At 44.2% G+C, this 21483-nt stretch carries 21 protein-coding genes and 1 riboswitch; of the genes, 16 read left to right on the forward strand and 5 right to left on the reverse strand.

Annotated elements, in window-relative coordinates; genetic code table 11:
* The 5 genes from ftsE to glpG all read left to right on the forward strand — a co-directional run bounded on the left by ftsE (position 1) and on the right by glpG (position 4330).
* Positions 1 to 678 (forward strand): cell division ATP-binding protein FtsE, encoded by a 678-nt coding sequence (ftsE, locus tag AB4484_RS02775; RefSeq protein ID WP_004736585.1) that lies wholly within the window; start codon positions 1 to 3, stop codon positions 676 to 678.
* Positions 665 to 1633, forward strand: coding sequence for a permease-like cell division protein FtsX (gene ftsX / locus AB4484_RS02780; protein WP_372076299.1), 969 nt, complete (start codon positions 665 to 667; stop codon positions 1631 to 1633). The genes ftsE and ftsX overlap by 14 nt, the downstream gene beginning before the upstream one ends.
* Before the next feature lie 177 nt (positions 1634 to 1810).
* Complete coding sequence (gene rpoH, locus AB4484_RS02785; protein ID WP_017055518.1) at positions 1811 to 2668, forward strand: RNA polymerase sigma factor RpoH; 858 nt, start codon at positions 1811 to 1813, stop codon at positions 2666 to 2668.
* 440 nt (positions 2669 to 3108) lie between these two features.
* Complete coding sequence (glpE, locus tag AB4484_RS02790; protein ID WP_017061039.1) at positions 3109 to 3429, forward strand: thiosulfate sulfurtransferase GlpE; 321 nt, start codon at positions 3109 to 3111, stop codon at positions 3427 to 3429.
* Positions 3430 to 3487: 58 nt separating this feature from the next.
* Entirely contained in the window at positions 3488 to 4330 is an 843-nt protein-coding gene (gene glpG, locus AB4484_RS02795) for a rhomboid family intramembrane serine protease GlpG (RefSeq protein WP_372076301.1), read from the forward strand.
* Positions 4331 to 4416: 86 nt separating this feature from the next.
* Here glpG and AB4484_RS02800 read toward each other — a convergent pair whose 3' ends face one another.
* On the reverse strand, positions 4417 to 4824 hold the full coding sequence (locus AB4484_RS02800; RefSeq protein WP_372076303.1) for a flagellar basal body-associated protein FliL: 408 nt from the start codon (positions 4822 to 4824) through the stop codon (positions 4417 to 4419).
* Between the two features lie 162 nt (positions 4825 to 4986).
* Between AB4484_RS02800 and AB4484_RS02805 the strand changes: the two genes are divergently transcribed.
* Positions 4987 to 5529: a chorismate lyase gene (locus tag AB4484_RS02805; protein ID WP_164091128.1), complete on the forward strand. Its 543-nt coding sequence runs from the start codon at positions 4987 to 4989 to the stop codon at positions 5527 to 5529.
* A complete protein-coding gene (gene ubiA, locus AB4484_RS02810) occupies positions 5530 to 6384 on the forward strand; it encodes a 4-hydroxybenzoate octaprenyltransferase (RefSeq protein WP_372076305.1) in 855 nt (284 codons plus the stop codon).
* Positions 6385 to 6487: 103 nt separating this feature from the next.
* On the opposite strand, the gene plsB is transcribed toward ubiA, so the two are convergent.
* Complete coding sequence (plsB, locus tag AB4484_RS02815; RefSeq protein WP_372076307.1) at positions 6488 to 8911, reverse strand: glycerol-3-phosphate 1-O-acyltransferase PlsB; 2424 nt, start codon at positions 8909 to 8911, stop codon at positions 6488 to 6490.
* Between the two features lie 220 nt (positions 8912 to 9131).
* Here plsB and AB4484_RS02820 point away from each other — a divergent pair, with 220 nt between their 5' ends.
* From AB4484_RS02820 to dinF, 4 genes are all read left to right on the forward strand, one after another.
* Positions 9132 to 9494 carry a diacylglycerol kinase gene (locus AB4484_RS02820; RefSeq protein WP_048615036.1) on the forward strand — a complete coding sequence of 121 codons (363 nt, stop codon included), beginning with the start codon at positions 9132 to 9134 and terminating at the stop codon, positions 9492 to 9494.
* A 94-nt stretch (positions 9495 to 9588) separates the two neighbouring features.
* Complete coding sequence (lexA, locus tag AB4484_RS02825) at positions 9589 to 10209, forward strand: transcriptional repressor LexA (protein WP_019820514.1); 621 nt, start codon at positions 9589 to 9591, stop codon at positions 10207 to 10209.
* A 97-nt stretch (positions 10210 to 10306) separates the two neighbouring features.
* Positions 10307 to 11185, forward strand: coding sequence for a class I SAM-dependent methyltransferase (locus AB4484_RS02830; protein WP_372076309.1), 879 nt, complete (start codon positions 10307 to 10309; stop codon positions 11183 to 11185).
* A gap of 117 nt (positions 11186 to 11302) precedes the next feature.
* Positions 11303 to 12658 (forward strand): MATE family efflux transporter DinF, encoded by a 1356-nt coding sequence (gene dinF / locus AB4484_RS02835; RefSeq protein ID WP_372076311.1) that lies wholly within the window; start codon positions 11303 to 11305, stop codon positions 12656 to 12658.
* A 171-nt stretch (positions 12659 to 12829) separates the two neighbouring features.
* Here dinF and sthA read toward each other — a convergent pair whose 3' ends face one another.
* Positions 12830 to 14230: a Si-specific NAD(P)(+) transhydrogenase gene (sthA, locus tag AB4484_RS02840; RefSeq protein ID WP_372076313.1), complete on the reverse strand. Its 1401-nt coding sequence runs from the start codon at positions 14228 to 14230 to the stop codon at positions 12830 to 12832.
* A 327-nt stretch (positions 14231 to 14557) separates the two neighbouring features.
* Here sthA and fabR point away from each other — a divergent pair, with 327 nt between their 5' ends.
* Together fabR and AB4484_RS02850 are read left to right on the forward strand one after the other, a co-directional pair.
* Complete coding sequence (gene fabR, locus AB4484_RS02845; protein ID WP_010438693.1) at positions 14558 to 15199, forward strand: HTH-type transcriptional repressor FabR; 642 nt, start codon at positions 14558 to 14560, stop codon at positions 15197 to 15199.
* On the forward strand, positions 15199 to 15570 hold the full coding sequence (locus AB4484_RS02850) for a YijD family membrane protein (RefSeq protein WP_004736696.1): 372 nt from the start codon (positions 15199 to 15201) through the stop codon (positions 15568 to 15570). Before fabR ends, AB4484_RS02850 begins: the two co-directional genes overlap by 1 nt.
* Positions 15571 to 15650: 80 nt before the next feature.
* Here the strand turns inward: AB4484_RS02850 and trmA are convergent, their stop codons facing one another.
* Entirely contained in the window at positions 15651 to 16760 is a 1110-nt protein-coding gene (trmA, locus tag AB4484_RS02855) for a tRNA (uridine(54)-C5)-methyltransferase TrmA (RefSeq protein WP_372076315.1), read from the reverse strand.
* Positions 16761 to 16914: 154 nt separating this feature from the next.
* Positions 16915 to 17120, forward strand: a riboswitch (cobalamin riboswitch).
* 39 nt (positions 17121 to 17159) lie between these two features.
* On the opposite strand from trmA, the gene AB4484_RS02860 reads away from it, so the two are divergent.
* The 3 genes from AB4484_RS02860 (at position 17160) to murI (ending at position 20591) form a co-directional block, all read left to right on the forward strand.
* Positions 17160 to 19010: a TonB-dependent receptor domain-containing protein gene (locus tag AB4484_RS02860; RefSeq protein WP_372076317.1), complete on the forward strand. Its 1851-nt coding sequence runs from the start codon at positions 17160 to 17162 to the stop codon at positions 19008 to 19010.
* Positions 19011 to 19058: 48 nt separating this feature from the next.
* Positions 19059 to 19679, forward strand: a complete 621-nt coding sequence (locus AB4484_RS02865) for an ATPase (RefSeq protein WP_372076319.1) — start codon at positions 19059 to 19061, stop codon at positions 19677 to 19679.
* 105 nt (positions 19680 to 19784) lie between these two features.
* Positions 19785 to 20591 (forward strand): glutamate racemase, encoded by an 807-nt coding sequence (gene murI / locus AB4484_RS02870; RefSeq protein WP_372076322.1) that lies wholly within the window; start codon positions 19785 to 19787, stop codon positions 20589 to 20591.
* On the opposite strand, the gene AB4484_RS02875 is transcribed toward murI, so the two are convergent.
* Positions 20554 to 21006 (reverse strand): RNA recognition motif domain-containing protein, encoded by a 453-nt coding sequence (locus tag AB4484_RS02875; RefSeq protein WP_372076320.1) that lies wholly within the window; start codon positions 21004 to 21006, stop codon positions 20554 to 20556. The two genes, murI and AB4484_RS02875, sit on opposite strands and share 38 nt — an antisense overlap.
* Between the last annotated feature and the right edge of the window lie 477 nt (positions 21007 to 21483).

The following is a 21483-nucleotide window of genomic DNA, read 5'->3' on the forward strand; positions in this document are numbered from 1 at the left end:
GTGATCAAATTTCAGCAAGTGAGTAAAGCCTACCGAGGTGGAAGACAAGCGCTCCAAAAAGTGGACTTTCACCTGAAACGTGGAGAGATGGCTTTTTTGGGTGGGCACTCTGGGGCTGGTAAAAGTACCTTGCTGAAGTTGATCTGCGCGATAGAGCGTCCAACCGATGGACGTGTCTGGTTCAACGATCACGATATCACTCGTATCCCAGCCAAAGACATCCCTTTCTTACGCCGTAATATTGGGATTGTTTTTCAAGACCACCGCCTGCTGATGGACCGTTCGATTTTCGATAACGTCGCTCTGCCTATGCGTATTGAATCTATTTCTGAAAACGAAATAAAACGCCGAGTCAGTGCTGCGTTGGATAAAACCGGTTTATTAGATAAAGCCCGTTGTTTGCCAAGCCAACTTTCGGGTGGTGAACAACAACGCGTGGGTATTGCTCGCGCCGTGGTTAACCGCCCAACTCTGCTTTTAGCCGATGAGCCTACTGGTAACCTAGACCCTGAATTATCTAACCGTGTATTACGATTATTTGAAGAGTTCAACCGCGCAGGTGTGACGATCATCCTAGCGACGCACGATATCGGGTTAGTGAACACTCGCCCTCAGTACCGCCATCTTGAATTAAACCAAGGATTTTTGAGTGAGGTTGAAGATTATGGCCGCGAATAAGCGCATCAAGAAACCTCAATCGAATCGAGCAGCAAACCGCGCTTCAAGCGACGGCTTCTTTGTTGTTCACTGGAAACAAGCCAAGTCATCGTTCTCGCAAATGTGGCAGCGCCCGTTAGGCAACTTGCTGACCCTTGCGGTGATCTCTATGGCGTTGGCGATGCCAGCTTGTTTGTACCTATTAGGTAAAAATGTTGGGGAAGTGGCGCAAGATGTCACTAGCCCGTCACAAATAAGTGCTTATGTAGAGGATGGTATTCCTGAGCCACGAGTAATGGTGCTTAAGGATGAAATCGAAAGTTGGGATCAAGTTGAGCTGGTGGAGTACATTTCTCCGCAGCAAGGGCTTGCAGACCTCAGCCAGTATTCTGGTTTTGAAGACGCCCTAACCATCCTCGACGATTATTCACTGCCAGGTGTGCTGGTGATTACGCCAAGCGTACACAGCGATACCTTAATTAAAGAACTGGCAAGCACAGTTAAACAACAAGAATTAGTGACCGATGTTCGCCTAGACGAAGATTGGTTAGCTCGATTAGATGCGATCAAAGCATTAGCTGCGGTCATCGTGATTACCTTAACGGTATTGATGTTGGGCGCGGTATTTCTGATTATCGGCAATACACTACGATTTAATGTGTTGGCGCATAAAGAAGAGATTCAAACCATGAAGCTGATTGGTGCGACCGACAGCTACATTCTTCGACCATACCTTTATGCTGGGATGTGGTTTGGCGTTTTAGGTTCGATTAGCGCTTGGGTAATGACGGCATTGATCACCGTATTGCTGAACAGCGCAGTGGATGACTTGGCTCAGCTATACGACAGCCACTTCCGTTTAATTGGCCTGAGTTGGGATGAATCTTTACTGCTTTTGATCGTCGGAACTCTGCTTGGTAGTGTGGCTGCGAAGCTTTCTGCACAGCGTCATCTAAAAGAAATTGAACCAGTTTAGGTGAATAGAGTCATATTTAGACGAAAAATAGGCACTTCTTAACCAGTTTTTGCCTTGTATAGACGAATTGATTATGCATAATTACTTCCCCCTCCTTGAAACCTGTTCATTTTAGGTTCAAGATTGTCGGGTTTTAATAGATGTATTACTCCAGATCAGAGATTGATGAGGAACCGAATGGCAAACCAAGCGTATCAAATGGCTTTAGTCACACAAGATAGTTTAGATAGCTATATCCGCTCAGCGAACAGCTACCCAATGCTGACACCTGAAGAGGAACGTGGACTTGCAGAGCGATTACATTACAAAGGTGAGATCGACGCTGCGAAAGGCTTGATCCTTTCCCACCTACGATTCGTGGTGCACGTTGCTAGAGGCTACTCTGGCTACGGGCTGCCAATGGCTGATCTCGTCCAAGAAGGTAACATCGGCTTGATGAAGGCTGTTAAGCGCTTCAATCCAGAAGTTGGTGTTCGTCTCGTCTCGTTTGCTGTTCACTGGATCAAAGCTGAAATCCATGAATACGTTCTACGTAACTGGCGTATCGTTAAAATTGCGACCACTAAGGCACAGCGTAAACTGTTCTTTAACCTTCGTAAGTCTAAAAAGCGTTTGGGTTGGTTCAATAACGGTGAAGTTGAGACGGTTGCTCGTGAACTGGGTGTTGAGCCTTCAGAAGTTCGTGAGATGGAATCTCGCTTAGCGGCACAAGATGCGACGTTTGAAGCGCCTATGGACGATGACGATGGCGGTTCTGCTTACACTGCTCCAGTTTACTACCTAGAAGACAAAGCGTCAGACGTTGCTGAGACGGTTGAAGCGGCTAACTGGGAGTCACACACCAATAATCGCCTAGGGCTAGCACTAGCAAGCTTAGACGAGCGTAGCCAACACATTGTTCGCTCACGTTGGCTAGACGACAACAAGGCAACCCTGCAAGACTTAGCGGATACCTACAGTATCTCTGCTGAGCGTGTTCGCCAGTTAGAAAAGAATGCGATGAAGAAATTGAAACAAGCCGTTGGTGATTTCTAATAGCATCTAGTTTCTATTAGCTTCTACTTTCTAGTCGAGTTAACAAATAGCTGAATTTTGAAAAGGCCGAGATCGAGAGATCTCGGCCTTTTTGTTTTGGATCGATTTCTCAACTTTTGCGATCGAAATTTGCAAAATGATTTTGTGGATAACTCTGTGAGAAGTTTATTCGTCAGCTGTCTAAAAGCAGGGTGTAGTAAGGCTTTGGTGGGGTTTTTCGAGTGGGGATATGTTTCAGTTAACCCACAGTTAGATCAGGATCATTACTACATGTTGTGGATCTATTTTTGAAAAGGCACTTTATTCACGCAATTCACAGATTTATCCACAAATGGTGTAAAAGTGATCGCTGGTGGATAACCTTATTAAGTGGATGTGAATGTTAGCCTTGGGATAGGTTACAATGGCAGCAAAGTAAATCAGTATAAAAAGAGAAAGTCATGGACCAGTTTAAACATATCGATGTTAAAGGCGCTCAAGCCCTCATTGAACAAGGCGAAGCTCGACTTGTCGATATACGTGACCCGCAATCTTTTGCGGTTGCCCACCCAAAAACAGCCTACCACCTGACTAACGATACGATGGTGTCGTTCATGGATGAGGTTGAGTTTGAACAACCTATCTTAGTGATGTGCTACCACGGCATCAGTAGCCAAGGTGCAGCACAATATTTAGTGAACCAAGGCTTTGAAGAGGTATATAGTGTTGATGGTGGTTTCGAAGCTTGGCATCGTGCTGAACTTCCAGTGATCGCAGGTTAATGACTTTCATCACCTGAACCGCCTTAACCATCCCTCATAGAATGAATAGGAAGTAACAATGATTAGATTGATGGTGTTAGACAATCCACGTCTTGCTCAAGCATTTATTGATTATATGGCCTCGCGTCAGATCCCTATTCAGATGTCTCCAGAGGGAGAAGGGCGCTTTGCTCTTTGGTTGCTTGATGGCCAATTTCAGGTTGAAACCGAAGCTGAGCTGAATCGTTTTCTGGCTGAGCCTAATCATAAACGTTATCAAGCGGCGTCTTGGGACATGGCAGAGACCAGAAAGAGCAACTTCCATTACCTCACGCCAAGCTTCATGGGCATGATCAAAGCCAAAGCAGGCCCTGTGACACTAAGCCTGATGTTGGTGTGTGTGGTGATTTTTGCGCTGCAACAGATCGGTTTTGGCCAAGCTATTTTCAATGCCCTGCATTTCCCAGCGGTGGATGGACAGCAATGGCAATTGTGGCGTTGGCTGAGTCATGCCGTTCTGCATTTCTCTGTTATGCACATCGCATTTAATATTTTGTGGTGGTGGCAGCTAGGCGGAGACATTGAGAAGAAACTAGGTAGCCTCAAGCTACTTCAGATCTTTGCTGTATCTTCTGCGCTTTCAGGTGCTGGGCAGTATTGGGTTGAAGGGGCGAACTTCGGTGGTTTGTCTGGTGTTGTGTATGCCTTGGTTGGTTACTTATGGGTGGTTGGTGCGAAGGCGCCACAGCTTGGGTTGGGTATCCCAAGACAGATTGTCGGCTTTATGTTGGTGTGGTTGGTGCTTGGGTACATGCAGCCATTTATGGCTATCGCCAATACGGCGCATTTAGCTGGCCTAGCCGCTGGTGTGATTATTGGCTTTATCGATGCGATGAAAGCACCAAGCTCGGCAAGAAGCTAACTCATCTCTTCTAATGAGTAGCCAAACGATAGAGACAAAAAAGCGGCCAGATGAGCCGCTTTTTTATTGGGATTCGTTTTACATCATTACTGATAAAGGTATTTGGTAAACAGTAAATCAGCAATCAGGGTTTTACCTGTCTCTGGAAGTAAAATCTTGTTGAGGTGCTCAACTAAGGATTTTCTTAAGTCTTCACGGCCAGATAGAGACTTAATGGTTTCTTCGTTTTGTTTGCCAAGCAATTCAATCACCGCATCACGAATCAGTGGTTGGTGATGCTCAATAGCGGCCAAGTCGTTACTATTTGCCACCATGATGTCGAGGCGAACCTGAATGTAGCCCAGTTTTTTACCTTTAGTGTAAAAATTGGTGGTCAGGTCTGGCTCTAGCGTGAAGTAGGCGAGTTTAGCTACCGACTCCTCTTCAGCGAAACTTGATGCTGAAAAGAGTAAGGTAATCGCAAGAAATATTTGGGCTACATAACGTTTGTGCATATTTGTGACTTTTCTTTAGTTTATTCGCGATATTCGAAACGCATTAGTCTTGTTACAATGAGCGGTCTAAATCTAAATACGTTTACAATTCGAAGAACGCTTTAATTTTGTTCGAAAGTTGAAGCTTTATTGTACGTGTAAAGTCACCTATTGAATACTAGTATGAATCAGCCAATATCGCTGTATCTTAATTCGTTAATGAATGTAGATTGGCAAAGTACAGAAACATTTGATTTTCCTAATGAAACCACCAAAGAGTGGCTGATGGAGCAAGGTTCTCTTTCCCGCAAGTTGGGGAAGTGCTGTCAGCACCTGTCTGTTGAGTTGCTTCATAATCAAGTTGTAGAACGCTCAATGCTGCAACAAGACGAGGAACATCTTTTATCATCGTTTGATTGCTTACTGCGTAAAGTGATTTTAAAGGGTGATGACGAACCGTGGGTGTTAGGTCGAACCTTGATTCCCCGAGTCACATTAGAAGATCATCAGCACTCAGACCTTTCTCAACAAGGTAATGTCCCGCTTGGATTGACCGTTTTCAGTGCTGAGAATGTGGAGCGAGATGCGCTGCAAGTCGGTTGGGTTATTGCAGGCGATGAGCGATTACTCGCGCGTCGTTCTCGATTATGGATGAACCATAAACCGATGCTTGTGGCAGAACTGTTTTTACCAACATCACCCATTTACTCTAAGGAGAGTGTGTAAATGCTTGCCACCAAAGCGAAGGCGTATTGGCAATTAACGCGAATGAATCGCCCGATTGGTACCCTGTTACTCCTTTGGCCGACCTTGTGGTCACTGATTATCGCCGCACAAGGTATGCCTGATTTTGATGTCTTGGTTGTTTTCGTACTCGGCGTGGTGTTGATGCGTTCGGCTGGTTGTGTGATCAATGACTTTGCTGACCGTAAAGTAGATGGTCATGTTAAACGTACCAAGCAGCGCCCACTGCCCTCAGGTTTGGTTTCCAGTAAGGAAGCGATTCTGCTCTTTTTAGTGCTAGCCGTAGTTTCATTCATGTTGGTACTCACCATGAACCCATTGACCATTAAGCTCTCATTTATTGGAGTGGGTCTAGCATTCATCTACCCTTTCATGAAGCGTTTTACGCATCTTCCACAGTTGTTTCTTGGCTTAGCGTTTAGTTGGGCGATACCAATGGCTTGGGCGGCACAAACCAATGAACTGCCAAGTATTGTGTGGTTTATCTTCGTGATTAACGCGTTGTGGACGATTGCTTACGACACGCAATATGCGATGGTTGACCGAGATGATGACTTGAAGATTGGTATTAAATCGACGGCTATTTTATTTGGTCGCTTCGATAAACTGATTGTTGGCTCTTTGCAACTCGTCACCCTAGCGATGCTGATTGCGTTAGGAATGCATTACCAACTAGGTGATACCTTCTATTGGGCATTGTTGGTAGCAGGAAGCTTGTTTGTGTATCAACAACACCTGATGCGCCACCGTGATCGAGACCTTTGTTTCCAAGCCTTTCTAAACAACAACTATGTTGGAATGGCTGTGACAGCGGGTTTGTTCATTACCTTCTGGTAAGCATCCGCTTTTCGAGTTAACGAATGCTAAAGAAAAAGGCACCCATTGGGTGCCTTTTTTGATCGTGTTCGGTCTCGTTATTCAAGAGATTCCAAGCTGATGATTACTCCGCTTGGTGGATACTTTCTTGAATCGTCAAACGTACTTCAGGATAAAGCATTGAGTAGAGAAGCTTAGCGAATTGCTGAGTCTTTTCTAAATCACAGTTGCCATCGTTATCCAGATATTGCTGTTGTTTCAGAGTGGCGAACATCGACGCAAACACGCCTTTATCGAAGAACTCTGGTGCATTGATGCCTTGTAGACGACCAAGTCGCTGTGCAATGTCTTGGCTCTTCTGTTCAAGATCGGATTTATCCAGATCAGGATTCTCTGCCAACAGGTTCAGAGCAATAGAGTAGCGTTGTAGCGTCTCTGAAATCGTACGACCTAACAGCATCAGTGCTTGGCTGTTTGATTGGTTGATGGTGACTTCGTTATCAGAAACCACAAGCATACCTTGGTTAACCAGCTCTTCAATGATGTTAGAAACCACGCCTTCAAGCTTGTCTTCGTCGTAGCTTAGGAACAGCTCTTTCTTCAAGAACGGGTAGATAGCAGCAACGTTCTCTTGAATTGCGTCAATCGATAAACCACGCTGACGAATGGTCATCTGTGCAATTAGCGATGGCAGAGCAAACAAGTGAATGATGTTGTTTCGGTAGTAGGTCATCAGAATGGACTGGTGACGGTCTAGCGAAATGATGTCGCCCATTGAGTCTGATTCAATCAAGAACTTGTTCAGTGACTCAGCATGTTTTACCAAATCTTCAGCGCTGTCTTTTGGCACAGTGAACGTTGCCGAATATGGAACGTTCTTAAGCAGAGACAGGTAGCAATTGATCTGAGAAACCAAAGAGTCACGAGACAATGCGCGCTGTCTTGAAGCCAATAGTGCCGTTGCACAAAGGGTCAGTGCATTGGTCGCTGCCGCATCGTTAATGTGCGTCATCATTTTGGTCGCCAAGTCATTAACCACCGGATTCATCCATTGTGGTTTGCTGGTACCCATTGGGTCGATGTCTTTGGTCCACTCAGGTGAGTGTTCATTCAGATATTGGTTAAGCTGAATCGGCTCACCGAAGTTCACATAGCCTTTACCAAAGTTACGCAGCTTACGAATGGTACGAATCACTAAGCTCGCGTTTTCTTTCTCTTTACGCTTGCCTCGAAGTTCTTTCGCGTAAGTCGCTACTTCCATCACGTGTTCGTAGCCGATGTACACAGGAACCAAAGTCACCGGACGGTTCATGCCGCGCAGCATTGCTTGGATTGTCATCGCTAGCATGCCCGTTTTCGCTTGCAGTAGACGACCTGTACGAGAACGACCACCTTCGCTGAAGTACTCTACTGAGTAACCTTTAGCGAACAATTCCGCTAGGTATTCACGGAAAATCGTCGAGTACAGCTTGTTGCCTTTAAAGCTACGACGAATAAAGAACGCACCACCATGACGGAAAATAGGACCGGCAGGGAAGAAGTTCAGGTTGATACCCGCAGCGATGTGCGGAGGCACCATGCCTTCGTGGTAAAGCACATAAGAAAGCAGTAAGTAGTCCATGTGGCTACGGTGACAAGGCACGTAAACAATCTCGTGACCATCTTGAGCCAACTTACGAACCGTTGAAGCGTTGCTGATATGCAGGCCTTGGTACAACTTATTCCACAGCCAACCAAGAATCTTCTCACCGCGTTTGATCAGCGAGTAAGAGAAGTTCGCAGCAATCTCGTCCATGATGTCTTGAGCTTCTTTGCTCGCTTTCTCGATTGAGATGTTCTTTGCTTGCGCTTCGTCTTCAATCGCTTTTTTGATCGCTTCTGATTTTAGTAGGCGATCAAACAGAGCTTGGCGGCTTGGCAGGTTAGGGCCTGATGCAGCAAGCTTTTGGCGAGAGAAGTGAATACGTGCCACGCGCGCCAATTTGTGCGCGATGGTGCTGTCGGTGCCATGTGAATTAGCCATGTAGCGTAGAGAAACCACTGGGCTGAAACGCACCAGACAGTCACGACCTGCGAGCAATACCGCTTTTGATTTCTCTAAGCCGTTCATTGCCTGTAGGTAAGGCTTCTGGTTATTCTCTTTACCAGGTTTGCGTCCCCACAGCACTGTAGCAGGGATAACTTGAACATCGAGCTCAGAGTCGTCAGCGTGCAGTGAAAGCAATTCAGAGAACACTTCAATTGAAGAGCTTGGTACATAATCATCATCTTGCAGCAGAGTTTTACGAGAAGAGATGAAAACGTAGCGTTGCAGTGATTTACCGTTGATTTCAAGCTTGCTCAACGGATCAGGTAGGCCTAATTCAAGTGCATGTTTTTGCAATGTAAGAATGTCTACACTTGAGCGAAACGGTAAGGCGTATACAATCGGTTTGCTCAAATCAATGTTCAAATCCTCAACAGGGTTTGAAGGAATTGATGTGCCCTTTACCAATAGGGATAAAGGTAGCTTCATTAATGAACGTGAAAAAGATTGTCCAGAAGACATATAGGTTCACTGCCTCAATAGTTATTTCAATGTGCTGAAGCGTATCTCTATTTCTCTGATAAAAAGGATAAATCCTATGAGTGAAATAGGGATAAGCCTAGGCGTAAATTTAATCGATGCAAGAATACCAGAAACTGGTCTAACCTTTTAATGGAAATAGTCATATTGCCGTTAAGTTTGTGGAAAATCATTCATCGACTGATTGAGTATAGGGTTAAAAATGACCAAAAAATCAAACACCGGATTCAAACGCATCATCAAAGCAGCAGGCTTTTCATGGCAAGGCATTACGAGTTCGTTTAAAAACGAGGCTGCATTTCGACAGGAAGTGTTCATGGCGGCCGTGCTTATTCCGTTGGCATTTTACTTAGATGTAAGCCAAGTTGAGCGAATCTTGATGATCTCATCGGTGGTGTTGGTGATGGTTGTCGAGTTAATCAATACCGCGATTGAAGCGGTTGTCGACCGAATCGGCAGTGAACATCATGAGCTTTCTGGGATGGCGAAAGATGTCGGCTCGGCAGCGGTTTTCATCTGTTTGGCACTCGCAGGTTATGTGTGGCTAGAGATCTTGTTTTTGTAATTTGCTAAAAATTAACTAAAAACAACCAATTGCTTTGCTTTTGTTCAGTTACTGGATATACTCACAGTCAACTGTATAAAAAGACAGGTGAATCATGAAGCCGTTAACGCCCCGCCAGCAACAAGTCTTTGACCTTATCAAAGGTAAGATCGAAGATTCCGGTATGCCACCGACACGAGCAGAAATCGCGCGTGAACTAGGCTTCCGTTCTGCTAATGCTGCAGAAGAACATTTGAAAGCTCTTGCTCGTAAAGAAGCGATTGAGATTATCCCGGGTGCGTCTCGCGGTATTCGTATTTTGCTTGAAGATGCAGCAAACGAAGAGCAAGGTTTACCATTAATAGGTCAGGTTGCCGCAGGTGAGCCTATTCTGGCTCAAGAGCATGTAGAAATGCATTACCAAGTTGACCCAGGCATGTTTAAACCACAAGCTGACTTCTTACTTCGTGTGAATGGCGAAAGTATGAAAGACATCGGTATTATGGATGGTGATTTATTGGCTGTTCATAAAACTCAAGATGTTCGTGATGGTCAGGTTGTCGTGGCTCGTGTCGATGATGATGTAACGGTAAAGCGCCTAGAACGTAAAGGTTCAACGGTTCTGTTACATGCTGAAAATGAAGAATTTTCTCCAATCCATGTCGATCTTGAATCTCAACACTTGTCTATTGAAGGCCTTGCGGTCGGTATTATTCGTAACACCGACTGGATGTAGTCATTACAAACAGATTATTGATATTCATTCTCAATAACTTGTTATTGTAATTGATATTCATTATCATCTTCTTTGTCGAGATACAAGGAAGATGATGATGTCAAACACAACCAAACCTCAAATAAAGCCGCTTGCTCGTAAGCCGCGCTCCTCTGTGCAAAAGGCTTCTTCTGAACAAGGGTCTGTACACCAAGAATTCCAAGTTCCGACGAATCTCGTTCAACATCTTTGGTTTCGTAGTCGTGAAAGCCTAGCCGATGACGGTCTCGTTTATGATCCTATCGCAGCTCAAGCTTGCAAGCGCTGCCAACTCGCACCTGAATGTCTTACAGGCGAGCTAGACCAGCAACAACTTCTCTACGCAACACTGACTCAACTTTGTGACTCTCAAGTTCAGCAATTTCTATCTCACAACCCAGATGCTTGGATCATCAATGTTGGGGCAGGGCTCGACACCCGTTTCTACCGTTTGGATAATGGACGCTGCCATTGGGTTGAGTTGGATGTCACGGAAAACCTAGTGTGGCGCCAACGCCTGTTCCACAAAAATGAACGCTATCGTTTGGAGTGTGGTTCTGTCGATGACCTAACTTGGCTGGATGAACTTAATATTCCAGAACAAGCCTCGGTGATGGTGGTGTGTGAACATGCTCTGCTCGATTGCAATGAACAACAGACCGCGAACTTTATTCAGTCTTTGAGCCGCTACTTTACTCATGCACACGCGTGTTTAGTGTTAGCTGGAGATAAAAGCTCTAGTGCTCTTGGGCAAAAGCTCGGTTCTGGAAAGTATGCGCATGGCCTGTCTTCTCCAATAAACAGTGTTCTCAATTGGCTGCCATGGGCACAATGGGTAAAAGCGTTTTCTCCCCTAGACCAGCAATGCAATCGTTGGAAATTGTGGCAGCGATTATTGTGTAAGATCTCTCAGGTCAAAAAGCGTTTAACGCCACAGTTAGTGCTCGTTAAGTGGTAACCCTAGCGGCTCTGTATTTCGAGTAACTGAGTACATAGCCGGTATAAGTAAAATTCCACAACATAGTGAAAGCCCACCCACTAGGTTAAACTATCGCCTCTAATCTAAGAGGTGATCGTGAAGCTATTTAATCCCCAAACTATTTTTCAAACGCTATCCAATCAGGCGATGCACAAAAAAGTGCTGTTGCTCGCGATCCCGATGGTTCTCTCTAATATTACTGTTCCACTGCTGGGCTTAGTCGATGCGGCGGTTATCGGTCACCTCGAGCACTCTTGGTATTTAGGTGGTGTGGCACTGGGCGGCACAATGATCAGCGTGACCTTTTGGTTGCTCGGTTTCCTGCGTATGTCGACAACAGGGCTAGCCGCACAATCTTATGGTGCGAATGATGGCAAGCAACTTGGTTTGGTCTTCGTGCAAGGTGTGACCATGGCCTTAGGGTTTGCTGGTGTCTTTTTGCTTTTACACAGTCTAGTCGCCGATTTAGTTTTCTCATTGAGTAGCGCCAGTGATCAAGTTAAGCACTATGGTCAGCAATATTTCTCAATCCGCGCCTGGAGTGCACCTGCTGCGCTAACTAACTTTGTAATTCTAGGTTGGCTGCTCGGGACTCAAAATGCCAAAGCGCCAATGTGGATGGTGATCATCACCAATATCACCAATATCGTTTTGGATATCGTTTTTGTTATCGGCTTAGGATGGCAAGTGGAAGGTGCAGCATTTGCATCTGTAATGGCTGATTATGCCGGTCTAACATTTGGCTTGATTTGTGTTTACCGAATCTGGGCGAAGAAGCAGTTACCATCGCCATGGGATCTACTTAATAAAACCAGTCAAGGCTTGAGTCGCTTCGTAAAACTGAATCGCGATATTTTTCTGCGCTCTTTGTGTCTGCAAGCCACGTTCACTTTCATGACCTTCCAAGGGGCAAGCTTTGGTGATGATGTAGTGGCAGCTAATGCAGTGCTGATGAGCTTCTTGATGATCATTTCTTATGGGATGGATGGCTTTGCTTACGCGATGGAAGCAATGGTGGGTAAGGCGATAGGGGCTAAAGACAAAGATGAGTTGAATCAGTCGTTGATTGGTACTTTCTTCTGGAGCTTTAATATTTGTTTGGTGTTGACCATAGTGTTCGCAATCGCTGGCTCTAGCTTAATTAATATGATCACCACAATCCCAGATGTAAAAAGCCAAGCTGAGGTGTACCTACCTTGGTTGATCGCAATGCCACTGGTTTCAATGTGGTGCTTCTTACTCGATGGTATTTTTGTTGGAGCAACTAAAGGCAAGGACATGCGTAATAGTATGTTTGTCGCGACCTGCAGCTTCTTTGCTATTTTCTTCCTAGCGTCCAGTTTAGAAAATCATGCTCTGTGGCTTGCGATGCTGAGTTTTATGGCAATGCGTGGTATTGGTCTTGGTGTGTTATTTGTTTCTCAGTGGAAGAAGGGCGAATTCCTCGCTTAGTTCTAACGGGTACAAATAGAAGATGTACAGACTAAATGGCATTTAGAACATCATGATCTAATTACTTTAGTTGCTATATTTTTCAATGGCTTAAATGAAAACAGCAAGCTCATGGCTTGCTGTCTATGTATTTAGCCTATGGGTGGTCAAATACTCCTGTTAGTTCTTTATTTAGAACAAACGGTTAAGGCCGTTAAGAGCGGCAACACGATAAGCCTCTGCCATCGTTGGATAGTTAAAGGTGGTATTTACAAAGTACTCGATGGTATTTGCTTCACCTTTCTGCTCCATAATCGCTTGGCCGATATGGATGATTTCAGCGGCACGCTCACCAAACACGTGGATACCCAAAATCTCTTTGGTTTCACGGTGGAATAGGATCTTCAAGCTACCAATATCTTTACCAGCGATTTGAGCTCGAGCTAAGTGTTTGAATGAAGAACGTCCCACTTCATACGGTACTTTAGCTGCGGTAAGCTCTTGCTCGGTTTTACCTACTGAGCTGATCTCAGGGATGGTGTAGATGCCGGTTGGAATGTCTTCAATTAGGTGACCTTCAGCTTCGCCTTTGACAATAGCTTGGGCAACAAATCGACCTTGGTCATAAGCCGCGCTCGCTAGGCTAGGGTAGCCAATCACATCACCGACAGCGTAAACATGGTCAACATTGGTTTGGTAGTTGGTGTTTACTGATACTTGACCACGCGAGTCCGCTTCTAAGCCAACAGCACCAAGGTTCAGTTTATCGGTATTACCCGTTCGGCCATTGGCATACAGTAGGCAATCAGCACGCATCTTTTTGCCTGATTCTAAGTGAATAATCACGCCATCATCAGTGCCTTCAATTTTCTCAAAGGTTTCATCGTTACGAATCACGACGCCACTGTTCCAGAAGTGATAAGAAAGCGCATCTGAGGTTTCATTGTCTAGGAATGACAACAGACGGTCACGAGTATTGATAAGATCGGTTTTTACACCCAAACCGCGGAAAATCGATGCGTATTCACAACCAATAACGCCAGCACCATAGATGATGATGTGTTGCGGGTCGTGTTTAAGAGAAAGAATCGAGTCGCTGTCGTAGATACGTTCATGCAGGAAGTCGACGTTATCTGGTTGGTAAGGGCGAGAGCCTGTCGCGATAACAAATTTGTCTGCACTGTAATGTTCTTCAGTGCCATCGCTTTGCATTACCGAGACAGTGTTGGTATCGATAAAACGCGCAGTACCAAATACCAGCGTGCACTGGTTACGGTCGTAGAAGCCTTGGCGTAATCGAGTCTGCTTGTCGATAACCGATTTAGCATGACCTAAAATGTTAGAAAACGTTGAGTGTATGCTTTTGTTATTCTGACAAAACAGCGGATTGCTGTTGAATTCGATAATACGGCTTACGGCATGGCGCAGCGCTTTTGAAGGAATGGTTCCCCAGTGAGTACAACCACCACCAACGCTGCTCTCTTTTTCAATGATTGCAACGTTCAACCCGGCTTTGGTTAATCCCATCGCTGCCCCTTCTCCTCCGGGGCCACTACCAATTACGATTACATCAAAGTGGTTGGAGTGCGGCATAGATATCTTCCTTGTTATATTTGATTAACATTGCTTTAGCGAGATTTTAACTGATTCTGTTCTTGGGTACATGAAAAGGGCATCAGAGAGTCGGTGGGATCACGCAGTGTTATCGAAAAAATAATATTTGGTATGTCGTATGTCTCCAAATGACAGTGTGGATATTGAAATTTTTTCTTCGAACGTATTTACTTCGGTACGTGAACAAAGAGGTATGTTTAGTGTCTTATATAACCAGAGTGCCTTATATAAATAAGTGATTCGCGTTATATTGAACAGAGTATTAGACATGCCTGTTTAGGCTGTAAAAGAAGAAATTGATAAAGTATGAAACCAATGGGTATTCGCGCACAGCAAAAAGAAAAAACTCGTCGCAGCTTAATCGATGCAGCATTTAGCCAACTCAGCGCCGATCGTAGTTTTTCCAATCTAAGCTTGAGAGAAGTCGCTCGTGAGGCTGGAATAGCACCGACTTCCTTTTATCGTCATTTCAAAGACATGGATGAGCTTGGCTTAACCATGGTTGATGAAGGTGGCTTACTGTTGCGCCAGTTAATGCGTCAAGCTAGACAACGCATAGTAAAAGAAGGCAGTGTGATTCGCACATCGGTTGAAACCTTTATGGAATTCATTGAAAGCAGCCCTAACGTATTCAGACTGTTATTGCGAGAGCGCTCAGGAACTTCATTTGAGTTTCGTGCAGCGGTAGCTCGTGAGATACAGCACTTCTCTGCTGAGTTAACCGAATATTTGATAACGACTGGCATGACAAGGGACGAAGCTTTCACTCAAGCGGAAGCCTCGGTTATCTTGGTCTTCAACTCAGGGGCAGAAGCATTAGATTTAGATCGACGTCAGCGAGATGAATTGGCTGAACGCTTGATTATGCAATTGCGAATGATGGCCAAAGGAGCTTTTTGGTATCGTAAAGAACGTGAACGTAACCGATTAAAAGGCGGGATTGAATAATGTCGAATGAAAATAATACTGTAAACCGTGGTTCTGAAAGAAAGACACTCGTACTTGCTGTTGTAGCCGGTGTGTGTGGTGATGCATTGTTATCTTGGGTAACAATGAGCGAAGTGGGCTTCTCAATTTTCCCGCTGATCGCTTTAGTTTTGGCAGTACAAGCGCTTTACCAAGAATACTTAACTAACCCAGTATCTGAAGATATCCCACTAGTTGGTCTAGCTTGTTTCTTCGTGGGTGCATTTGGCCACTCGGCTTTTGTGAAAGCACAGCACCCTGATGCAGGTTCAAACTTCTTTGCGATTATAGTCGCGATGCTGCTTTTAGCCTGGGTAGGTAAGAAGCTAGGTTTTATCGGTAAAACCGCTTAAACCAATCTACAAATAAGAAAACGAGCCAATTGGCTCGTTTTCTTGTATCTGCTGTTTGTCTTAGACAGAGAAAGCGAGACTTATGCTTTACGCTCTAAGAACACACCCGCTTCCATGTGGTGGGTGTAAGGGAACTGGTCAAACAGAGCAAAGCGAGTGATATCGTGTGTTTCGCTTAGAATGTCTAGGTTCTCTTTCAATGTTTCAGGGTTACAAGAGATGTACATGATGCGCTCGTAGCCTTGAACCATCTTACAAGTGTCAACATCCATACCTGAACGCGGTGGATCAACAAAGATAGTGTTGCAGTTGTAGCTCTTAAGATCGATGTTCGCTTGCTGTAGACGACGGAACTCACGCTTGCCTTCCATCGCTACAGTAAAATCTTCTGCAGACATACGGATGATTTGAACATTTTCAATCTTGTTCGCCGCGATGTTGTATTGCGCAGATTCTACTGACGGTTTCGCCAGTTCTGTCGCCAGTACACGCTCGAAGTTTTGTGCCAGCGCTAATGAGAAGTTACCGTTACCACAGTAAAGCTCAAGCAAGTCGCCTTTGCTGTCTTGAGTACAGTCGTCAGCCCATTCCAACATTTTCTCTGCTACTTTGCCGTTTGGTTGAGTAAAGCTGTTCTCTACTTGCTGGTAGATGTAGCTATCACCATTCACGTCTAGCTTTTCAATGACGTAGTCGCGGTCCAGTACGATTTTCATCTTACGCGCACGGCCAATTAGGTTTAGGTTAAAACCTTCATCGTTCAATTGCTGCTTCAGTGCTTTAGCATCTTGAATCCACTGTTCACCCAATTGACGGTGGTAAAGCAGTGACACCAAAATCTCGCCGCTTAATGTAGAAAGGAAGTCTACTTGGAATAGCTTGTGGCGCAGAGAGTGGTTGTCCTTCATTGCATCTGTTAATAGAGGCATTAGGTCATTGATAAGACGGCTAGCTGCAGGGAACTGGTCTACGCGGTATTTTTCTTTAGTCTCTTGATTGAACATGACGTAATACATATCGTCACCTTCATGCCACACGCGGAACTCAGCACGCATGCGGTAGTGTTGTTCTGGAGATTCATACACTTCCAGTTCAGGCACATCATATTCTGAGAACATTTCTGTAAGACGCTCTGTCTTTTCTGCCAGTTGTTCTTGGTAGCGTTGCGGGTTTACATCTAAATTCGCCATTGTTATGCCTTTTGCTGTCGTGCTTTTAAATCAAGAGCGCAGATTTTATTCAATCACAGGCGCTTGTCCAGTGTTGAGAGCCATTCAATGTAAATCGACCATGAAAACTATAGCTTATAACAATCTTAGACTAGACAAATGATTCAGAGGTCAATACTATCTTCGGCAAGCTGGTGCCATTTAGATGTATAGATGGCTGAAGAGGGAATCTGGTGTAAATCCAGAACTGACGCGCAGCGGTAAAAGAGAACGAGTATTCATAAGACACTGCAAATAGCTTTTTGTGGGAAGTCGAATATTAGGTAACCATAAGGGTTGTGCTCTTGAGTCCGAATACCTGCCAGCGGCCAAACCATAAGATGTGGTTTGGTAGGACTTTACGCGATTTAGGATCACAACATGAACAAATCCCTTTTAGCGGTTGCTGTAGCATCGCTGCTTTCACCTATCTCCAATTTACACGCCCAAGAAGCATCTGCCGACGAAACCATGGTGGTGACGGCTAACCGTTTTGATCAAGTTGATGGCGCAGTATTAGCGCAAACTGTAGTGGTTACCAAAGAAGACATTTCAAAACTTCAAGCAAATAGCCTTATTGACGTTTTTCGAACGTTGCCAAGCGTTGAAGTTGCTCAATATGGTGGTCGCGGGCAAACAGCCTCATTCTATGTGCGAGGCGGTAGTTCTTCTCAAGTTCTAGTCCTAATGGATGGAACTCGCTTACCAAGAGCTATGATGGGTGGTGTTGATTTTAACTCTTTGCCAGTTAACTCAATTGAACGAATTGAATTCATTCGTGGTGCGCGCGCCTCTATATATGGTTCAGAAGCTATTTCTGGTGTCATCAATATTATTACTAGAGCAGATGTGAATGAGAATGCCGTTAAAGTGTATGGCGGGTATGGCACAAACAATCATTATGTAACCTCCTTAGCTGCTCTGCATAAAATTGATGATAACCAACATATTAAAGCTGTTGTTGGTTATGAAAAGGACGATGGATTTAATGTTAAGCCGATTGAGGGTATCAATGATGGTGATGAGCACGGCTTTGAGTCATACAATTTAAATATTGGCTACCAAAATCAGCTAACCAAGACAGTTAATGCCTTTGTTAATGTTGTGGCTTATGACAACGAAGGTGAGTACGACAATAGCTCGGCAGCTTCTCCTTGGGGGCCTGCTCGACATGAAGAGAAAGTTGGCCGAACTGAATTTCGTTCAATCAATACAAACTTGGCTTATAACGAAGATAACCTCACTTCAACCTTAGACCTTACTTATGCAGAGCAAGACAACTACGATTATATTGTAGGTAAGAGTAAGAAAAGTGGTGGTATCACATCGATTAACCAAATCAATGCTGCTTGGTTGAATTCATACCGAGTAAACGAGCAGTTGGCTTTGGGTGGTGGTTTAGATTACCGACGTGAAGAGTTAGATGAAGGTTATACAGGTTCTAGTTACTATAAACCAGAAGAGAACCCTCGTGAAAACTATGGTGTGAGTGTTATTAGTCAATACACTATAGATAGCTGGACACTTGAAGCAAGTGCTCGAAATGATGAGAACAGCCAATATGGAAACAACACGACGTGGCAAGCAGCGGCGGGTTGGGCATTCCTTGATAATTATGAGCTTAAAGCGAGTCATGGTACTGCATTTAGAGCACCTACGTTTTTAGACTTATATTACCCAGGTTACGAAGCTCCTAATCTAAAAGCAGAAGACTCTCAAAATACAGAGTTAACACTTGAAGGCACACATTCTTATCTAGATTGGTCTATTACTGGCTTTATCAACAAGATTGATAACATGTTGATGTGGCAGGGGGCTGGCATGACCAATATTGGTGAAGCTGAAATCAAAGGTGTTGAACTGGGTTTAGGTTTTGATACTTCAATCGTTACACACCAGTTTTACTTAGATTGGAAAGATCCAGTAGATAAGTCTAATGGTAAAGAGCAGCAATTAGCATACCGTTCTAAACAAGGCGCTAAATGGAACGCCTTTGCTGAGTTAGGTGATTGGGTTCTGGGCTCTCAGTATCTTTATCAAGGTGAGCGTTTTAATGGTACGACACGATTAGCAAGCTACAGCCTTTGGAATTTTACTGCTGAGTACGCAGTTTCGGCAGATCTTAAGGTGAAAGGGAAACTGAGTAACGCATTCGATAAAGATTATGAAATGTATAGTGGTTACGCGACACCGGGTCGTGAATACTTCGTATCAGCATCTTACCAATTCTAATTATCACCTAAACCGCCTCCGGGCGGTTTTTTCTTATTGGGTATATCAATGAAAAAGAAAGTCGTCATAAGTTGGTCGTCAGGCAAAGACTCTACATTAACCCTAGAACGTCTACTTGAAAGCACCGAGTATGAAGTTGTTGCTCTCTATACGACATATGTTGGAGATGAAGTTCCTTTCCAAGTCACTCCAATTGAGGTTGTCGGAATGCAGGCAACATTGATCGGCTTGCCATTAATAACGATTGAGCTGCCTGAAGTCTTCCCAAGTAATGAGATCTATCAAAATACGATTGTTACGGCGCTTAAAGGATCTGGTTTATCTATTGATGCTGTGGCATTCGGCGATATGTTTTGCAATGGTATTGCTGATTACCGAAGAAGTTATATAGAACCTGCGGGTTGGGAGTGTGTATTTCCTCTACTGGGAGAGAGTAGCCAAGCGCTGGCTCAAGAAATCATAGATAGAGGAATCGAAACCTTTCTCGTCACAGTCGATAGCGATGCATTAGACATGAGCTATTGCGGGAAAGAATACACGCTTGAGCTAATAGACAGTTTGCCAAGCCACGTCGACCCATGTGGTGAAGATGGTGAGTTTCATACCTTAGTAACGTCAGCGCCATGCTTTAAAGGAAAGCTTAAGATTGAGCTAGAAAATGCAGAGTAGGGTGAGCGCTTTGTGCATCAACGCTACCGAGCTTGCATTATATAGAGTGATGATTGGCGAAAACTAAGTGAAGGGGTATCATTGCTGCGGAACTTATTACAGGTAATCGTTGTGTCGGAAAGCATACAAAAAAACATATTGGTCTTTGATTCTGGAGTTGGCGGTCTGTCTGTATATAAAGAGATAAGCCAGTTACTACCCAATCACAACTATATCTATGTATTCGATAACGAGGCTTACCCATATGGTGAGCTCGATCAGCAAGTCCTCATTCAGCGAGTCCAAAGTATCGTGGCCAGTTTTGTGGCGAGTCACGCTATTGATATTGTCGTGATAGCTTGTAATACGGCCAGTACGATAGTCCTGCCTAAACTTCGCGCTAATAACCTTATCCCTATTGTCGGTGTTGTCCCGGCAATCAAACCTGCCTCGTTACTGGCTAATAAAGCGGTTGGACTTATTGCAACTCCTGCGACGATTACTCGTGAATACACACACGAGCTCATCAAAAACTTCTCGAGTAATAAAAGAGTAGAGCTGTTGGGTTCAACTCGGCTGGTGGATATGGCCGAAGATAAACTCAGAGGTGAGGAGATTAGTCTTGAAGAGTTACAGCAAATCCTTCAACCGATGATCAACACAATTGATGTGGCCGTATTAGGGTGTACCCATTTCCCACTGATCAAATCAGAGATTCAACAAGCACTAGGTGAAGGTGTAGTGCTGATAGATTCTGGTAAAGCGATAGCTAAACGGGTTCAAGTTTTGTTGGGTTTGGAAAGCATTAATAAAGAAGGGGGAGTGCGTGAAGTTTTTTGTAGTGCACTTCCTAAAAAAGAAAGTGCACTAAATAGTATGTTAAAGCAGTTAGGGTTTAGCCCAGTTCAGATTCGTCCGCTTCAGGATGTTTAGGATCATTTGCAACACGTACTTTTAAAGTGCGTTGCATGTAATCTTTATCGTTAAGTGCAGAGATTGCATGATTCACATCATTACTTGCCATAACAACAAATCCAAAGCCTCTTCTTTTACCAGTACGTTTGTCTTTCATTAAACGTACTGCAAATACTTCACCATGCTCTGAGAATAATTCACGTACATGTGATTCGTTCGCTTTGTATGGAAGGTTACCCACATAAAGTGTTTTGGTTGAAGCCTTAGGTTCTGAATCTGATTTTGAGTCGGTGCTTGAAAAGTTAACAACAAAAGCGGAAGCCAAGACACCAAGGATAAAGGTAATTGCAGGCGATATATCTACCTGAGAGAAAACAATGCCGCCTAATACAGCCAGTGCGACAATTAACAACATCGATTTTTTTGAGTTCATATCGGAATACTACATATTAATAAACGAAATAGACGCATCTACCATTAACAAAATAGACACATGAATCTTACGTTCATGGCTTCCATTTTTCCAATGTATTGCTGTGATACGTCTCAAATGTTTAGTTTTTATTCGAAAAATGCGGATCTGGTGGCTTTTTAGGCGAACAAAACTTTTATTTCAAAAAGCCCTTGTGCTCCATCTCAATCTCTCTATAATGCCGCCTCACCGACACGGAGTGAGACGAAAGTCACACAGCGAAATCGGTAGAGAAAAAGAGTTTGAAAATAACCCTTGACTCTCAAAGTGGTGCAGGTATAGTACGCACCCCTAGCGACTGAGATGTGAATCACAAAACGCTAGCGCTCTTTAACAATTTAAACCTATCAATCTGTGTGGGCACTCGTTGATGAATATCAAAACGTTTTATCGTTAGATAAAACAGATTCTTCGGAATCAAAATTGATTTCAATGAAC

This window comes from Vibrio sp. 10N.261.46.A3 (assembly GCF_041472995.1).
Lineage (GTDB): Bacteria > Pseudomonadota > Gammaproteobacteria > Enterobacterales > Vibrionaceae > Vibrio > Vibrio coralliirubri.

What these genes read in the sequence shown, in the direction of transcription:
- AB4484_RS02800 (WP_372076303.1), bottom strand. Translation starts at nt 4,824, where the DNA reads ATGCACAAACGTTATGTAGCCCAAATATTTCTTGCGATTACCTTACTC.
- sthA (WP_372076313.1), bottom strand. Translation starts at nt 14,230, where the DNA reads ATGCCGCACTCCAACCACTTTGATGTAATCGTAATTGGTAGTGGCCCC.
- glpE (WP_017061039.1), top strand. Translation starts at nt 3,109, where the DNA reads ATGGACCAGTTTAAACATATCGATGTTAAAGGCGCTCAAGCCCTCATT.
- AB4484_RS02850 (WP_004736696.1), top strand. Translation starts at nt 15,199, where the DNA reads ATGTCGAATGAAAATAATACTGTAAACCGTGGTTCTGAAAGAAAGACA.
- AB4484_RS02875 (WP_372076320.1), bottom strand. Translation starts at nt 21,006, where the DNA reads ATGAACTCAAAAAAATCGATGTTGTTAATTGTCGCACTGGCTGTATTA.
- AB4484_RS02830 (WP_372076309.1), top strand. Translation starts at nt 10,307, where the DNA reads ATGTCAAACACAACCAAACCTCAAATAAAGCCGCTTGCTCGTAAGCCG.
- rpoH (WP_017055518.1), top strand. Translation starts at nt 1,811, where the DNA reads ATGGCAAACCAAGCGTATCAAATGGCTTTAGTCACACAAGATAGTTTA.
- AB4484_RS02805 (WP_164091128.1), top strand. Translation starts at nt 4,987, where the DNA reads ATGAATCAGCCAATATCGCTGTATCTTAATTCGTTAATGAATGTAGAT.
- fabR (WP_010438693.1), top strand. Translation starts at nt 14,558, where the DNA reads ATGAAACCAATGGGTATTCGCGCACAGCAAAAAGAAAAAACTCGTCGC.
- plsB (WP_372076307.1), bottom strand. Translation starts at nt 8,911, where the DNA reads ATGTCTTCTGGACAATCTTTTTCACGTTCATTAATGAAGCTACCTTTA.
- AB4484_RS02860 (WP_372076317.1), top strand. Translation starts at nt 17,160, where the DNA reads ATGAACAAATCCCTTTTAGCGGTTGCTGTAGCATCGCTGCTTTCACCT.
- AB4484_RS02820 (WP_048615036.1), top strand. Translation starts at nt 9,132, where the DNA reads ATGACCAAAAAATCAAACACCGGATTCAAACGCATCATCAAAGCAGCA.
- lexA (WP_019820514.1), top strand. Translation starts at nt 9,589, where the DNA reads ATGAAGCCGTTAACGCCCCGCCAGCAACAAGTCTTTGACCTTATCAAA.
- glpG (WP_372076301.1), top strand. Translation starts at nt 3,488, where the DNA reads ATGATTAGATTGATGGTGTTAGACAATCCACGTCTTGCTCAAGCATTT.
- AB4484_RS02865 (WP_372076319.1), top strand. Translation starts at nt 19,059, where the DNA reads ATGAAAAAGAAAGTCGTCATAAGTTGGTCGTCAGGCAAAGACTCTACA.
- ftsX (WP_372076299.1), top strand. Translation starts at nt 665, where the DNA reads ATGGCCGCGAATAAGCGCATCAAGAAACCTCAATCGAATCGAGCAGCA.
- trmA (WP_372076315.1), bottom strand. Translation starts at nt 16,760, where the DNA reads ATGGCGAATTTAGATGTAAACCCGCAACGCTACCAAGAACAACTGGCA.
- ubiA (WP_372076305.1), top strand. Translation starts at nt 5,530, where the DNA reads ATGCTTGCCACCAAAGCGAAGGCGTATTGGCAATTAACGCGAATGAAT.